13 protein-coding genes are annotated in these 14,596 nt (G+C 51.2%); 5 read left to right on the forward strand and 8 right to left on the reverse strand.

Going from position 1 to position 14,596, the window contains the following annotated elements; genetic code table 11:
* The first annotated feature begins 183 nt into the window (after positions 1–183).
* On the forward strand, positions 184–525 hold the full coding sequence (locus tag CFT68_RS09990) for a hypothetical protein (RefSeq protein WP_088843279.1): 342 nt from the start codon (positions 184–186) through the stop codon (positions 523–525).
* Here the strand turns inward: CFT68_RS09990 and obgE are convergent.
* The 5 genes from obgE to CFT68_RS10015 form a co-directional block, all read right to left on the reverse strand.
* The gene (gene obgE / locus CFT68_RS09995; protein ID WP_245815332.1) at positions 522–1,583 is read right to left on the reverse strand and encodes a GTPase ObgE; all 1,062 of its coding nucleotides are present in this window, start codon (positions 1,581–1,583) and stop codon (positions 522–524) included. The genes CFT68_RS09990 and obgE overlap by 4 nt on opposite strands.
* Positions 1,584–1,693: 110 nt before the next feature.
* The gene (locus tag CFT68_RS10000; RefSeq protein ID WP_088843280.1) at positions 1,694–2,317 is read right to left on the reverse strand and encodes an adenylate kinase; all 624 of its coding nucleotides are present in this window, start codon (positions 2,315–2,317) and stop codon (positions 1,694–1,696) included.
* Between the two features lie 110 nt (positions 2,318–2,427).
* Positions 2,428–2,967 (reverse strand): hypoxanthine phosphoribosyltransferase, encoded by a 540-nt coding sequence (hpt, locus tag CFT68_RS10005; RefSeq protein WP_088843281.1) that lies wholly within the window; start codon positions 2,965–2,967, stop codon positions 2,428–2,430.
* A gap of 135 nt (positions 2,968–3,102) precedes the next feature.
* Positions 3,103–5,334 carry a sodium-translocating pyrophosphatase gene (locus CFT68_RS10010; protein WP_088843282.1) on the reverse strand — a complete coding sequence of 744 codons (2,232 nt, stop codon included), beginning with the start codon at positions 5,332–5,334 and terminating at the stop codon, positions 3,103–3,105.
* A 201-nt stretch (positions 5,335–5,535) separates the two neighbouring features.
* A complete protein-coding gene (locus tag CFT68_RS10015; RefSeq protein ID WP_088843283.1) occupies positions 5,536–6,450 on the reverse strand; it encodes a M20/M25/M40 family metallo-hydrolase in 915 nt (304 codons plus the stop codon).
* Positions 6,451–6,845: 395 nt separating this feature from the next.
* Here CFT68_RS10015 and CFT68_RS10020 point away from each other — a divergent pair, with 395 nt between their 5' ends.
* Positions 6,846–7,811, forward strand: coding sequence for a tol-pal system protein YbgF (locus CFT68_RS10020; protein ID WP_245815333.1), 966 nt, complete (start codon positions 6,846–6,848; stop codon positions 7,809–7,811).
* A 16-nt stretch (positions 7,812–7,827) separates the two neighbouring features.
* Positions 7,828–9,198, forward strand: a complete 1,371-nt coding sequence (locus CFT68_RS10025; protein ID WP_088843285.1) for a hypothetical protein — start codon at positions 7,828–7,830, stop codon at positions 9,196–9,198.
* Here the strand turns inward: CFT68_RS10025 and CFT68_RS10030 are convergent.
* Positions 9,150–10,217, reverse strand: a complete 1,068-nt coding sequence (locus CFT68_RS10030; RefSeq protein ID WP_088843286.1) for a glycosyltransferase — start codon at positions 10,215–10,217, stop codon at positions 9,150–9,152. The two genes, CFT68_RS10025 and CFT68_RS10030, sit on opposite strands and share 49 nt — an antisense overlap.
* A gap of 186 nt (positions 10,218–10,403) precedes the next feature.
* On the opposite strand from CFT68_RS10030, the gene CFT68_RS10035 reads away from it, so the two are divergent.
* Both CFT68_RS10035 and rffA read left to right on the forward strand, forming a co-directional pair.
* Positions 10,404–11,339, forward strand: a complete 936-nt coding sequence (locus CFT68_RS10035; RefSeq protein ID WP_088843287.1) for a glycosyltransferase family 2 protein — start codon at positions 10,404–10,406, stop codon at positions 11,337–11,339.
* The gene (rffA, locus tag CFT68_RS10040) at positions 11,336–12,505 is read left to right on the forward strand and encodes a dTDP-4-amino-4,6-dideoxygalactose transaminase (RefSeq protein ID WP_088843288.1); all 1,170 of its coding nucleotides are present in this window, start codon (positions 11,336–11,338) and stop codon (positions 12,503–12,505) included. Before CFT68_RS10035 ends, rffA begins: the two co-directional genes overlap by 4 nt.
* Here rffA and CFT68_RS10045 read toward each other — a convergent pair.
* On the reverse strand, positions 12,502–13,659 hold the full coding sequence (locus CFT68_RS10045; protein ID WP_170934755.1) for a glycosyltransferase family 4 protein: 1,158 nt from the start codon (positions 13,657–13,659) through the stop codon (positions 12,502–12,504). The two genes, rffA and CFT68_RS10045, sit on opposite strands and share 4 nt — an antisense overlap.
* 11 nt (positions 13,660–13,670) lie before the next feature.
* Entirely contained in the window at positions 13,671–14,564 is an 894-nt protein-coding gene (locus CFT68_RS10050; RefSeq protein WP_088843290.1) for a glycosyltransferase family protein, read from the reverse strand.
* Positions 14,565–14,596: the final 32 nt, after the last annotated feature.

Genomic DNA, 14,596 nt, shown 5'->3' on the forward strand with positions numbered 1-14,596 from the left:
AAATCGTCGGAATGGGTTGAATCTTGAGGACATACGTAGCGGCACCGGGCGCAAGGAACTTGCCAAAGCCCTAATCAGTGCCAATTTGGCACGAGAACTACAACTACTTAGGGTTTAGTTCGGACGAGGTGACGTAAAGCCGCATTATCGCACTAGTTTCGGGCTACTTACTCTACCTTCCTTATGCACATTAACTTAACCCGTGACAGTGTAGCCATGGGCGATGATGTGGACGCTCCGCACGCGCACCGCTTCAGTATGCCTGATGGTAGCACACTGGCTCAAGTGCTACAAACTGTGCTCAGTCAGCGTTATTTAGCTTCCATTACTGGCGGCGAGGCCACGTGGGTAGCGCTGCTAGAGCAGAAACCAATAGCAGTGCTAGCCCAACAATGGCAGCAGCCGGTGTTACTAGGCCCCGACTTAGTGCTGCCACCCAATGTGGCGGTACAGTTGCATTTCCGCTACCGTACGCAGCAAGACCCGGAAGAAGTACTGGCAGAACTACGTAAGCAAGCTGTTTAAGCTTCTTCTTGTTCGTCGTCGTTGCTACGGTAGCCACCACGCGTAGACTCTGCGGCATCGAGGCGTGACTGCTGCAGCGCCTCCCAAATCAGGTCTTTGAGCTTCTGGATGTTCTTGTTCGTCAAGCTGGAAATAAAGACGGTCGGCAGATCCGTGGGGAGTACCTGACGGATTTCTTCTTCCAGTTCCTCGTCCAGCATATCGGATTTGGTAATGGCCAGCAAACGCCTCTTCTCCAGCAAGTCTGGGTTGAACTGCTGCAATTCGCTGAGCAGCACTTCATATTCGGCCGCAATATCCGGGGAGTCGCAGCTGATCATGAACAGCAGAATAGAGTTGCGCTCAATATGACGCAGAAAGCGTGTGCCGAGGCCTTTGCCTTCCGCCGCGCCCTCAATGATGCCCGGAATATCGGCCATCACAAACGACTTATAGTCGCGGTAGGCCACTACGCCCAGGTTTGGGGTAAGTGTGGTGAAGGCGTAATCCGCAATCTTCGGCTTCGCGGCCGAAACTACGGATAGCAACGTGCTTTTACCAGCGTTGGGGAGGCCCACCAGGCCTACGTCGGCCAGCAGCTTCAGCTCCAGAATCACCCACTCGTCAATGCCAGGCTCGCCGGGCTGAGCGTAGCTGGGCGCTTGGTTGGTGGCTGATTTGAAGTGGTCGTTGCCGAGGCCGCCGCGGCCGCCCGGCGTTAGGATCAGGCGCTGGCCATCTTCCGTTATTTCCAGCTTCTTCTCACCGGTTTCAGCATCGCGGGCAATAGTACCTAGGGGTACCTGAATGATAATATCGTCGCCTTGGGCACCGGAGCGCAGGTTTTCGCCTCCACCCTCTCCTGCTTTCGCAATCAAGTGCTTCTGGTACTGCAGGTGCAGCAGCGTCCAAAGCTGGGAGCTGCCTTCCAGAATAATATGTCCGCCGCGGCCACCATCACCGCCATCGGGACCACCGTTGGGCAGGCCTTTGGCGCGGAAAAAGTGGTGCGACCCCGCTCCGCCTTTGCCGGAGCGGCAGTTAATCTTAACGTAATCGATGAAGTTATTGGAAGCCATGCTACTGCGCGCAATTAAAAAACGGCATCCCGAGCACTCAGCGTAAGTACGCCGAATGCTCGGGATGACAGAGGGTTCTGCCACTACCCAAGCGGGTAGCAGCGGCAAAGTTACGCTTTTACTTCGTCGGTTGCCTGCCGGCTTCCTTCGGTGGTTGCAGGCTGGTTCTGATCGAGGATTGTACAGATCTGCCCGAAGATGTCTTCGATGGCTCCAATGCCGTTCAGGGCATGGAATTTCTGCTGTTGGGCATAGTAGCCAGCCACTTGCGCCGTCTCAGTATTATAGACTGTCACGCGCTTCCGGATTTTGGTTTCGTCCTGGTCGTCGGGGCGGCCGGAGGTTTTGCCACGCTCCAAAAGGCGCTTCACCAGTTCTTCTTCAGCCACTTCCAGCGCCACCATGCACGACACCTTGGTGTTATGTTGGCCTAGCAACTGGTCGAGGCTTTCGGCCTGGGGCACGGTGCGGGGGAAGCCATCGAAAATAAAGCCAGCGGCCTGTTTATTGGCGTTCAAGGCGTGGTCGATCATGCCGATAACTACTTCATCGGGCACCAAAAGCCCCTCGTCCATCAGTTTTTTTGCCCGTAGGCCTAGGTCCGTGCCCTGCGCGATTTGAGCGCGAAGCAGGTCGCCAGTAGACAGATGCACCAGGTTATAGCGGGCAATGAGCTTCTGGCTTTGCGTTCCTTTGCCGGCACCGGGAGGGCCGAAGAGCACGAGATTCAGCATGGCAAGCGGGGAGTTTCGCGAGGAAAGGGAAAACGTGGTGTTTGGGAAAGATAAGCAATGCGGGGGAATGCCCCTGTACGCAGACCAGCGAATTTTAGCTGGCGCGGCGCCTACACGGCCTTATATACATCGGGGTAATTTCGGCCTAGGCCATCATAATCAAGCCCGTAGCCCACAATAAAATCGTTCGGAATGCTCAGGCCTACATAGCGCAGGCTCAGCTCGTGCTGCAGGCACTCGGGCTTCAGGAACAGCGTCGCTACTTCCAAGGAAGCCGGCTGTTTGGCACCTAGTGTATCCAGCAGCATACGCATGGTATGGCCGGTGTCAACTATGTCTTCTAGAATGACCACATGCCGGCCGTTAATTTCCTGAGACAGGCCTAGCACCTCCTGCACTTTGCCGGTGCTGCTGGTGCCTTGGTAAGAAGCTACTTTGATGAAGGAAATCTCACAGTCGATGCTCAGGCTTTTCATCAGATCGGCCGCAAACATGAACGACCCGTTGAGAACGGCCACGAACAGCGGCGTTTGCCCGGCGTAGTCCTGGTTAAGACGTGCTGCTAGCGCCTGAATAGCGGAGGCAAGCTGGGCAGCAGGCAGGTACGGTTCAAACTCCTTGTTATGCAGTGCTATATGTTCCGGATGCATCCGTATGGGGTTAGGGCCCTTGGCGAAGATGGCCCCAAAGGTAGTAGAAAAAGCCGCCCGCCGGTTTGGCTGGGCGGCTTAATACCTGAACCGTTTCGGGAATGTGTAGGCCACTACAAGTGGCCTAGCCTCGATTTAGGACTTGGGTTGAGCCACGAAAAACGCTTTCGCAGCCTTGGGTGCTACGTCGGCATATTTCACATTTGGCCGCGCTTGCGCTTCCTTTTGCAGTTGCCATTCGCCCTTCACCACGGCGCGCTCGGGAGCGGCAATATGCGGGGCAATAACCAGTGAGACGATGCTCATCAGCTTGATGAGGATGTTCATGGAAGGTCCGGAAGTGTCCTTGAATGGGTCACCAACGGTGTCACCCGTCACGGATGCTTTGTGGGCATCAGAGCCTTTGTACTCCATCTTGCCATCAATCATCACGCCCTTCTCAAACGACTTCTTGGCGTTGTCCCAGGCACCGCCGGCGTTACTCTGGAACATGGCCATCAGCACCCCCGATACGGTTACGCCCGCCAGCGTGCCGCCCAACACCTCGGGCCCAAACGCAAACCCAATAATCACGGGTACCACCAAGGCAATAGCGCCGGGCAGCATCATTTCCCGAATGGCAGCTTGGGTAGAAATTGCCACGCACTTTTCATACTCCGGCCGACCCGTACCTTCCATAATGCCCGGAATCTCGCGGAATTGCCGCCGCACTTCCTGCACCATGGCCATAGCCGCCCGGCCTACTGCCGAAATGGCCAGCGCCGAGAAGATGAACGGAATCATGGCCCCTACGAACAGGCCTGCCAGCACGCGAGCATTGCTGATATCAATGGAGCGGATATTAGCCGTACCCATGAACGCCGCAAACAAAGCCAGTGAAGTAAGCGCCGCCGAGGCAATGGCAAAGCCTTTGCCCGTAGCAGCTGTGGTGTTACCTACGGCATCCAAAATATCGGTTCGCTCGCGCACTTCTTTGGGTAGCTCACTCATTTCGGCAATACCACCGGCATTGTCCGCAATTGGCCCGAAGGCGTCAATGGCCAGCTGCATGGCCGTAGTAGCCATCATGCCAGCCGCCGCAATAGCCACGCCGTACAGACCAGCGCACTCAAAACTGAGCACAATACCGGCCGCCAGCACAATTATCGGAAGTACTGTAGACTCCATTCCTACTGCTAGGCCACCTATCACGGTGGTGGCGTGCCCCGTGCTGCTTTGGCGCACAATGCTGAGTACCGGCCGCTTACCCATGGCCGTGTAATACTCCGTGATAATGCTCATCAGGGTACCCACCACTAGGCCTACGGCTACGGCGTAGAACACGTTCATGGAGTTGAAGGTGATGCCCCGGATGGTGAGGTCCTCGGTGGGCAGCATCCAGCGAATAATGAAGAACGACGCAATTGCCGATACCAGCACCGAGATATAGTTACCCAAGTTAAGAGCGGCCTGTACATTTCCACCTTCTTTCACCCGCACCATCAGAATACCCACCAGCGAGGCCAGAATCCCCATGCCAGCAACGACCATCGGCAGCAAAATGGGCGAAAGGCCCTGAAACTGGTCGCCGCGCGCCACTACCTCCCGGCCTAGCACCATGGTAGCCAGGATAGTCGCCACATAAGAGCCGAATAAGTCAGCTCCCATACCAGCTACATCGCCTACGTTGTCGCCCACGTTATCGGCGATGGTGGCGGGGTTGCGCGGATCATCTTCCGGAATGCCGGCTTCTACTTTGCCCACTAGGTCAGCGCCTACGTCGGCTGCTTTAGTATAGATGCCACCACCTACGCGGGCGAAGAGGGCAATACTTTCAGCTCCCAAAGAGAAACCCGTTAGCACCTCCAATGCTGTTTCCATCTCTACTCCATTTGCCCCGCCATTTTTGCTGACAACAAACATCTGGTAGAAGACGATGAACAGCGAGCCTAGGCCTAGTACAGCTAGGCCAGCCACACCCATACCCATCACTGACCCTCCCGAGAAGGAAACGTTCAGGGCCTTGCTCAAGCTGGTGCGGGCGGCTTGCGCCGTACGCACGTTGGCTTTGGTGGCAATCTTCATCCCGATAAAGCCGGCCAATGCCGAAAACACCGCCCCAATTAGAAAGGCAACGACGATAACGGGACTAGACTTTTCGCCTGTACTTCCCAGGTAGAACAAAAACACTGAAGCAATCAGGCCAAAAATTATCATGACCCGGTACTCTGCCTTCAGGAAGGCAATGGCCCCATCAGCAATGTAACCGGCAATCGTCTGCATGCGCGCATCGCCAGCATCCTGCCGACTAACCCAGCCGGAGCGCACCCAGGTATACAACAAAGCCAGCACCCCGAGCGCTGGCACCAAGTAGAGAACATTCGTCATAGACGGTGGGAATAGGATGAGGTGTTGGGTTGAAAGCAGAGAAAGAACGATTGGGAGGGTAAAATAGAATTTATTACCTAATCCTCAAGCTTTCAGAACCAACCATACATCTTTCCCTTGTTTAGCGGCTAACACCAAAGGAAAAAGCCACCTAAGATTTCCTTTGGTGGCTTTTTCACGTAGAACTACTAGCTAGGCCTACTACAGTTCCCGCATCAACACCTGATACAGGCCTAGCATGCTGTTAACATCACGCTTGTCTACGATTTCGTTGGGCGTGTGCACATTGTCTTCTGGTGCGCCGATAAAACACCAGTCCCAGGGTTGCGCCCCGTGCTGCAATTCCTTTGCATCAGACCCACCGCTACCTTCCACTTCTAATTGATGCGGAATACCGGCATCTTCCGCAATACGCCGAATGCGCTCGATATAAGAGCGCCGCGGAATCAGCGAGTCGCGCAGTGAAATCACTACGCCTTTACCCGGATGCACCCCTTCCGTTACCCACGTGATATCTGAAATTAGTGCTTGCCGCACGCCATACTTCTCATAGATATATTTGGCCAGGTAGGCCACTGATCCACCACCGTGCTCTTCCCAGCATGAGAAAACAATAATACCATCCTGCAAGGTTTCACACAGCCTTAAGGCATTCCAAACGCCTAATCGATTGTCGAGGTAGCAACTCTGAACGGTGCTTTCCGTTTCCCGAAAGTCGCAGTAGAAAGTCAGTTCAGTACCTCGCTCAATTTCTCGATGGAAATCATGGCTCAGTGCTCCGGTTGATTCATCCACTACCAACCTACAGTCTATCGCCCCGACCCTGTCCTGGCCTACCAACCTATACCCGGCTTCTACATCTGGCCCGCCTATGCGAACAAGCTGGCGTCCATAGCGAACCGTAAAACCGATGCTGTCTATGTGAGCGAATACAGCAGTTCGGGGTTTTCCAAATACTAGAATAATACAATCTTGAAACTCTTCGCCACTCAGAACAGTTGGAGAAGCGTTCCAATTAGATTTTTGCTGATGAATGTAGTTTAGCAGAAAATTTGCTAAAAGCGCTTCATTGCCAGAGGGTGCTGCAATCTGGCAAAGGGTTTGTAAAAGCTGCATAACAAAGGCTTTAGTTGTCCAAAACTAGGATAAAAGTCCTACTTTAGCTTTTCTAAGAACGGCTTCATCTACCACACTTATCAAGGTTGAGGCTGTCATGAGTTGTGATTATGATTCTAAAACTCCGTTTTATCCTGTTGCTATTCCTACTGCCGCTAACGGTTTGGGCACAGCAATCTGATACAGACCGCATGGCCTTACCGGACACAACCCGGCAGGTGCGGCTGGAAAACGTAGACATAGCTCCCAATGCTGTAGATACCAAGGGTTGGCTGCTGCTCGACAAGGACATCCAGACGGAGTTGGAAGGTGCAGTATATAACCTGTACAATTTCAAGTACGATAAGGCTGAGCGGCAATTTCGTTCCTTACGGCGGCGTTACCCCAATCACCCTATGCCCTATTTTCTGCTGGGCCTCAGCACCTGGTGGAAAATTGTCCCCACCAATAGCCAGTCAAAGCAATACGACAAGCTGTTTTTTGCTTACATGGATACCGCCATCACCAAAGGCGAGAAACTCTATCAGGCGGACAACCGCAATTATGAAGCGTGTTTTTTTCTGGCAGCGGCCTACGGCTTCGATGGCCGCTTACATGCTGACCGGCGCGACTGGCGTAAAGCAACCGTAAGTGCCAAACGTGCCCTTGATTATTTAGAAATCAGCAAAGAAGCCAACGGCTTAAGCCCTGAATTTCTTTTCGGACAGGCTCTTTTTAACTACTATGCTGTCTGGATTCCAGATAATTATCCTTTACTAAAACCCGTACTGCTATTCTTCCCGAAAGGAAACAAAGCCCTAGGCCTGCAACAGCTTCGCAACGTAGCGGACAATGGGTTTTACGTAGGTCCTGAAGCCCGAGTATTTCTCATGAAGATTCTTCTTAATGAGGAGAACAAGCCCGAAGCCGCTATGCCTATTGCGCGCTATATGGCTACCACTTACCCTGACAATGCCTACTGTCAACGGTTCTATTCCTTGGTCTGCTTCAACCAAGGAGAATTTCGAGAGTGTGAACGAGTAAGTCGGGAAGTTCTGGACAAGCTTAATCGTGGCCTACCAGGCTATGAGGCCATAAGTGGCCGCTATGCTACCTATTTTTTGGGCTGGCTTATGCAAAACAAGTACAAGGACTTTTCAAAAGCCAAAGACTATTACCAGCGTTGCATCGTATTCTCAGAAAGCACTGGCGAAACGACGGGTGGATTTTACCTATACGCAAACCTAGCCTTGGCCCGTATAGCTGAGAAAGATAAAGACCAACAAGCTGCAGTCCGTTATTACACCGTAGTCCGCGACAAGTCAGAGCGCAATTCGGAACAATACAACGAGGCAAAAGCGTATTTGAAGAACAAGAAGTAAGCGGAACCTGTGCTGTATGGAACTCAAAGACCTTATTCTCACACCACTATATCTAGGCATATTCTACGGAATTGCCTTTGCAGTACGTAAGCGTTTCACTAATGCGCTTACGAAAAAGTATTTTATTCCGGCACTTTCCGTAAAATTTCTTGGAGCTATTTCTTTAGGCTTAATATATCAGTTTTATTACGGCGGTGGCGATACGTTTAACTATTATATGCATGTCAAGATAATATATCAAGCATTCATAGAGTCCCCTACCGCAGGAATTAAATTAATCTTTGCCAAAGCAGAATACGACCCTGACACGGTTAAGTATAGCGCTCAAATGTACTGGTATAATGCCGCAACGGAATATTTTGTAGCTCGTGTTGGTGGATTTTGCGCATTATTATGTTTCGGTACTTATACGATAGTAGGTTTATTCTTTGCTGTTATCAGCTTCTCCGGAATGTGGGCTATGTTTCTCACGTTCATGCGTGTTTATCCACTGGCTTACAAAAAGCTGGCTATTGCTGTTTTCTTTCTTCCTTCTGTGTTCTTCTGGGGGTCAGGTCTAATGAAGGACTCTCTATGTATGGGTGCACTTGGCTGGACCTTCTACGGGTTCTACCACTTCCTTATTGTGCGTAAAAACATGCCAACTGCTCTAATTATGGGCAGCATTGGGATATATGTTCTTATCTCAGTAAAAATTTATATTCTTCTATCTTTTATGCCCCCTGCACTACTGTGGGTATTTAATGAAAATAATCAGCGTATAAAGTCAGCTGCATTACGTGTGCTGCTAAAGCCTTTATTTCTAATTATGGGACTGGGTGCCGGATTTTTAGGCGCTACGAATCTTGCAGCAGGTGATGAAAAATATGATGTAGAAAAGATAGGAGAACGCACTAAAATAAACCAAGAATATTTGACAAAATACGCTGCTAATGGATCAGCTTACAATATTGGAACGTTTGATGGCTCCCCAAGTTCTATAGTCACAGTTGCCCCACAAGCTATTGTTGTTGCATTGTATCGGCCTTTTCTATTTGAGGTTCGCAATCCAGTCATGTTGCTATCTGGGTTAGAAGCCACACTCTTTATTTATCTCACTATTACGCTATTTTATCGCACAGGCTTCTTCAAAAGCTTACAACTTATTGCTGCTCGCCCTATCCTTACATTTTGTTTTTTATTCTCTTTAATATTTGCTATTGCTGTAGGTGTTAACAGCGGTAATTTTGGAACTCTAGTACGCTATAAAATTCCTTTGATGCCTTTTTACCTTTCGGCTTTGTATATTATGCAGTCTATGGCTCAACCGCAGCGCAAAACTAAACCTGCACTTCGACCTCAGTTAAATAACGCAAGAAAGTTAGGCCGATTGGCCACTACGGAGTAACGCTCCTGAATAGTTTGCCGTGCTGCTTGGCCCATGCGCGCGCGTAGGCCAGGGTCCATTAGCAAACGTCGAAGAGCAGCTTCCCATTCGTCAGATGTATTGCAGATATTTCCATTCACATCCTGTTGCACAACCTCTGTATTCATACCTACAGGAGAAACCAGCGCTGGTTCACCCAAAGCCATGTACTGCAGGGCTTTAAAAGCACACTTACCTTTAGCCCATAGATCGTCTTCTAAAGGCATAAGACCTACATGAAAAGCAAGCAGATCAGCTATTTCGGTTTCTTTACGCCAAGGCTGATACACTAAGCTCCGTAACGTCAGTTCGGGCGGCTGGTTAGAAATGACCCGGAACTCAAAATCAAACTCCTTCTCCAACTTAGCCAGTACAGGCACTACCTGCTCAATGTACTTGAGTGTAGAGTGCGTACCTGTCCAGCCGATAACTAGCTTACCAGGCGCCTGCTGATCACGCACTTGGTTGTGCAAATGTTCTGTGTCAATGGTCGTCGGGTTAATGACAGCATTAGGATTAAACTGCTGGGCATAATCGCGTAAGTAAGCGTTTCCACAGCTTACCTTGTAAGCCCAGCGGCAGATGTCGGCGACCTTATGGTTCCACTTTATGTCGGCTACTATCTTGTTGGCTTCAGAGGTATTCGGAATCCAGATAGCATCATCGAAATCGTAGATAATCTTTTTGCCCAATATTTTCGCAATAAGCCACTCAAAGATGGGAGGACCAATTGGAGAAGCTTCACGGTGGATGAAAACGTAGTCATATTTTGATACGCCGAACAACAACGTTGTACGCCGTAAAAATCCACTTAATATGCCAACTACCTTTTGTACCTGATGGCCTGGCTTGTAGAGTACACTCCAGGTAGAATCGGAAATAAAAGGAGCGACGTGGTAACGATGCCCGGCGCTAGTGAGTGCGCCAAAATACTGTTCGAAACGAAACCGCTGAGAAGGAGCCTTCCCCGTTGGGTAGGGCATTAGGAAAAGAATTTGCATAAAATACAACGTAAAAAGCCGCTGCGTAACCTACTACGCTTATGGATAGAATAGCAAATGTACAAGAATAGGAGTCGATAGGCTGGTAGCTTCATGGCCAGCCTTCGCTTATGCTATCCGTGGGTTACTATCTTTGCTTTCTAAGCCACTTCCTGCTTGTAGCCTAGTGCCCAATCATTCTAATGTATGCTTGTCACTTTCGTGCCCCTCATTTCCGTTGTTAGCCCCGTGTATCAGGCAGAACGGGTGCTGGATGAGCTGGTGACGCGACTAGAAGCAGAGCTAGCCTCCTTAGACGGTGCTTCTTGGGAAATCATTCTGGTCGATGATGGCAGCACTGACGAAAGCTGGCAGGTAATCTGCCGTCACGCGGCGCGCATACCGCAGGTACGTGGCCTACGCTTATCGCGCAACTTTGGGCAGCATCATGCCATCACCGCAGGCCTAGACCAGTGTAAAGGCCAGTGGGTGATTGTGCTTGACTGTGACCTCCAGGACCAACCAGAGGAAATTAGCCGGCTTTGGCAGAAAGCCCAAGAAGGGTACGAAGCTGTATTGGCCCGCCGTGGACAACGCACCGATTCGCCTGTTACTATCTGGGGGGCTCGTCTGTTTTATCGGACGCTGGAATACCTCACGGGCCAGTCCCAGGATCCAGATGTCGGCAATTTTGGTGTTTACCATCGGCGGCTCATTGATACGGTATTGCGCTTACGGGAAAGCACTCGCTATTTCCCAACTATGGTGCGCTGGGCTGGCTTTCGGCAAACCTCTCTGCCTGTGGCACATGGACAAAGTGCGCGACCAACATCTTATTCCCTGGGTCGCCGTCTGCAGCTGGCTCTAGATATTTTACTCACCTATTCAGATAAACCTCTCCGGCTAACTGTTTACTTCGGCTTGCTGCTGGCTGGTGCAGCGTTTGGGCTAGGCCTATGGATGCTGCTCCGAGCCCTTCGAGGTCAGATTATCGTACTGGGCTACGCCAGCCTGATTGTATCGCTGTGCTTCTTCTCGGGAGTTCTTATTACCGTGCTGGGCATCGTAGGCCTGTATGTAGGTAAAACATTTGAGTGCGTGCGGGCTCGTCCACTGTATGTAGTATCTGAACATACAACATGACCCCCTCTATTCTTCCTCCTCAGTTCATCCCTTTTAATCGCCCACACCTTACTGGGCCTGAGCTGGAATATATCCGACAGGCTGTAGCTGCCGGCAAGCTTTCCGGCAACGGCGAATTTACCCATCGCTGTCAGCAGTTTTTCGAACAGCGCTACGGAGTGGCTAAGGCCTTGCTGACTACTAGTGGCACTGATGCGCTGGAAATGGCCGCCCTACTGCTTAACATTCAGCCTGGCGACGAAGTAATCGTGCCGAGCTATACCTTTACTTCTACTGCTAATGCATTCGTTTTACGTGGAGCCCATATCATTTTTGCAGATAGCGGGTCTGACCATCCTAACCTTGATTGGCAGCAAGTAGCGCCTCTACTAACTGCCCGTACCAAAGCCATTGTGCTGGTACATTACGGCGGACAGCCGCTGATTGGTTTGCGCGAACTACTCGCTCTGGCCCGTCTGCACAACCTGTGGGTTGTAGAAGATGCGGCTCAAGCAATTGAAGCCCGATACGAAGGCCAACAGCTGGGCACTTTCGGGCACTTGGCCGCATTCTCCTTCCACGAAACTAAGAATATTAGCGCCGGCGAAGGAGGTATGCTTATTATTAACGATCCTAGCTTTATGGCGCGGGCAGAAATTCTTTGGGAAAAGGGCACCAACCGCGCCGCTTTCTCCCGCGGCGAAGCTGCACGCTACGAGTGGGTAGATATAGGGTCTTCTTTTTTAGCCTCAGAGTTGAATGCGGCTTACCTATGGGCTCAACTGCAGGCTATTGACACGATCCAGGCCCGCCGCCGCCACCTTTGGGAGTACTACGCAGAAACCCTTGCGCCCCTCGCAGCTTCCGGGGCATTTCGCTTACTCCCAGAGATAACTGCCACTCAGCCTAATTGGCACATTTTTGCCCTGCTGTGCAAGCATGAAGCAGAACGAGACGCGCTGCTGGCCCACTTGCGTGAACGACATATTCTGGCAGTATTTCATTACCTACCGCTTCATAAAAGTCCGTTCTACCAGTCTCAGCATGACGGGCGCACATTGTCACATGCCGAACGTTACGCCAGCACCTTGATTCGCCTTCCCTTATTCCATGATCTAATGCCTGAGGAACAGAACTGTATAGTAAAAGCTATTTATGACTTTTATAAAGTACCATTTCGAGGTTAACGGCTAGCTATTACCTCCCTATACACTTGGCCAAGTTTCTCGTACGTAGCAGCGGGCCGGAACTTATAACGAACAAATTTCCGGCCTGCTGCCGCAAAACGCGTCCGCATTGTAGCATCAGCTGCCAGCGTAGTGATGGCAGTTGCCATGGCAGCTATATCGCGGTTAGGCACCAGCCAGCCTGAATGCCTATGCTCAAATAGCTCAGACGGCCCACCGCAGTCAGAAGCTATAAGTGGCGTACCGAAGTACAAGGCATCTAGACATGTTAAAGAAAAGGACTCTGATTCAGAGAAGTTCAGCAGAATATCAGCCTCTTTAACTACCTTTTCTACATCTGACACAAAGCCTTCGAATCGCACTATATCAGTAAGATCATTTGCTTGTACGAAATCCTGTAGCTTTTGCCGAAACTCCCGATTCTTGACCATGCCCATATCGCCGCCCACAAATGTCAGACGTAGTCTATCGTTTTGTATATAGGCACGTTGAAAAGCTCGCACGGCTAAATCCTGACCTTTGCCTTGAATATAATTGCTCAAGTATAGTAACTGAACCGTGTTATCGAGCCGAATATTAGGGACTACTGGAGCAAGGTACTGCTCCTTCCCTGGAATGGGGTCAAACACAACTTGCACCTTGTAATGTGCACCGAAGTAACGTCGCACTGCTTCTGAGACACATAATACTCTGTCGGAAAATTGCTCTCCAAACCACCGCCATGTACGCGCAAAGGGTTGAGGAAGGCTTTGAGGCAGAAACCGCACGTGCGTGACTACCCGCAACCGCCCAAAGCTCAAGAGTTTGGCTACGTAGCCCGTCAGATTATAGAAGTCATTAAGATGCACTATAGCCGCCCCACTACGCTTGGCCAGCCGGTGCAGGCGCCACCCATTTAGCAGCAGCATGGGCAGGTAGCGCAACAGTTCGGCCTTGCGTCGGCTAATTTCCACAAAGGGCAATTCGTGCACTAGGTAGCCATCCTGCTCCAGCAATGGCCGCGCCGTACTGCCCGAAGGCACTACATAAATAAAGCGAAACTGTGTTTGCAGCGGCCCGGTGGCGTGCCGAATTGCATTTAAGGCGCCAGTAACGGCCCGGGAGCTATCAATCAGTAGGACGACAGGCAGGAAATCCGAAGAGGAAGAATGCACCACTGGACTAGTTAGTTTTGACTGCCTACCTCAGCAGTGGTCATTTTGTGTAGCATGTAGGCCGCTACGGCCTCCGCCGAGGCGGTTGAGCGCCACCATTCCAACGTAGCCACATGCAGCTCCTGCATTCTGTTGGGCTCACGTAGCAGCTGATCTACCATTGGCTTAAGCTCCCGCCACGATGACAGCACGATAAAAGGAGCATTTCGGTACACGTGCGCGTCAGGCAGAGGCTTGGTCAGGATGATACATCCCAGGCTAGCGGCCTCAAAATGCCGCATGGTTTCCGGGTTTTCAATACCCGCAGGACAAAGCACGATTTTGCTATTGCCGATGTACTGGGCGTATTCCTGGGGAGAAATACCGTTGTGGAAGCCCCTACTGAACCGGATGATGGAGTCGGAAAAGTTCTTATCTAGGTTTTCACCCAACAGCCAGCGTAGGCGGTGCAGTAAGGCAAATGGCATCGGAGGTGCGCCAGCCAGAACCCGGTACAGTTCAGCCCGCCCGCCGTGTAAATTACCCGAGAAGAAGACATTATGTGCTCGTTCGTGCATTGGAATTATTGCGTCCGGCCTGAATTCCCGGCTAGGCCCCACTGGAATATGGAATATATTGCCCTGCTGGTTCTGGGGCAGATACATGCGGAAAATAAGGTCTACCTGGTCGCGGAACGGGTAGTCCGTACGGGCCGACTCGTCGCCGATGCAGATCACTACCTTCTTCCGATGGCTGGGCTGGATTTGTAGATCTTGTCCCTTCCAACGACTCAGTTCCAGATGCAGATAGACCTCCCACTCTTCTCCAGCAGCAGCCAGAACATGGTTCACCAGCTTTTCCGCATAGCCGCTTTCGCGGTATCGCCAAATATCGGTTAACGGTTCATTTGAAAAAAATTGGCTCATAGGACCGCTGCTGCTTTACTTAATCTGTTACC

It is taken from the genome of Hymenobacter gelipurpurascens (genome assembly GCF_900187375.1).
GTDB lineage: Bacteria > Bacteroidota > Bacteroidia > Cytophagales > Hymenobacteraceae > Hymenobacter > Hymenobacter gelipurpurascens.

Bases quoted from the DNA above. Each gene is read 5' to 3' on its own strand.
- hpt (WP_088843281.1), bottom strand. From the start codon at position 2,967: ATGCATCCGGAACATATAGCACTGCATAACAAGGAGTTTGAACCGTAC.
- CFT68_RS10030 (WP_088843286.1), bottom strand. From the start codon at position 10,217: ATGCAAATTCTTTTCCTAATGCCCTACCCAACGGGGAAGGCTCCTTCT.
- CFT68_RS10025 (WP_088843285.1), top strand. From the start codon at position 7,828: ATGGAACTCAAAGACCTTATTCTCACACCACTATATCTAGGCATATTC.
- CFT68_RS10035 (WP_088843287.1), top strand. From the start codon at position 10,404: ATGCTTGTCACTTTCGTGCCCCTCATTTCCGTTGTTAGCCCCGTGTAT.
- CFT68_RS10015 (WP_088843283.1), bottom strand. From the start codon at position 6,450: ATGCAGCTTTTACAAACCCTTTGCCAGATTGCAGCACCCTCTGGCAAT.
- CFT68_RS09990 (WP_088843279.1), top strand. From the start codon at position 184: ATGCACATTAACTTAACCCGTGACAGTGTAGCCATGGGCGATGATGTG.
- CFT68_RS10020 (WP_245815333.1), top strand. From the start codon at position 6,846: ATGCCCTATTTTCTGCTGGGCCTCAGCACCTGGTGGAAAATTGTCCCC.
- CFT68_RS10010 (WP_088843282.1), bottom strand. From the start codon at position 5,334: ATGACGAATGTTCTCTACTTGGTGCCAGCGCTCGGGGTGCTGGCTTTG.
- obgE (WP_245815332.1), bottom strand. From the start codon at position 1,583: ATGGCTTCCAATAACTTCATCGATTACGTTAAGATTAACTGCCGCTCC.
- CFT68_RS10000 (WP_088843280.1), bottom strand. From the start codon at position 2,317: ATGCTGAATCTCGTGCTCTTCGGCCCTCCCGGTGCCGGCAAAGGAACG.
- rffA (WP_088843288.1), top strand. From the start codon at position 11,336: ATGACCCCCTCTATTCTTCCTCCTCAGTTCATCCCTTTTAATCGCCCA.
- CFT68_RS10050 (WP_088843290.1), bottom strand. From the start codon at position 14,564: ATGAGCCAATTTTTTTCAAATGAACCGTTAACCGATATTTGGCGATAC.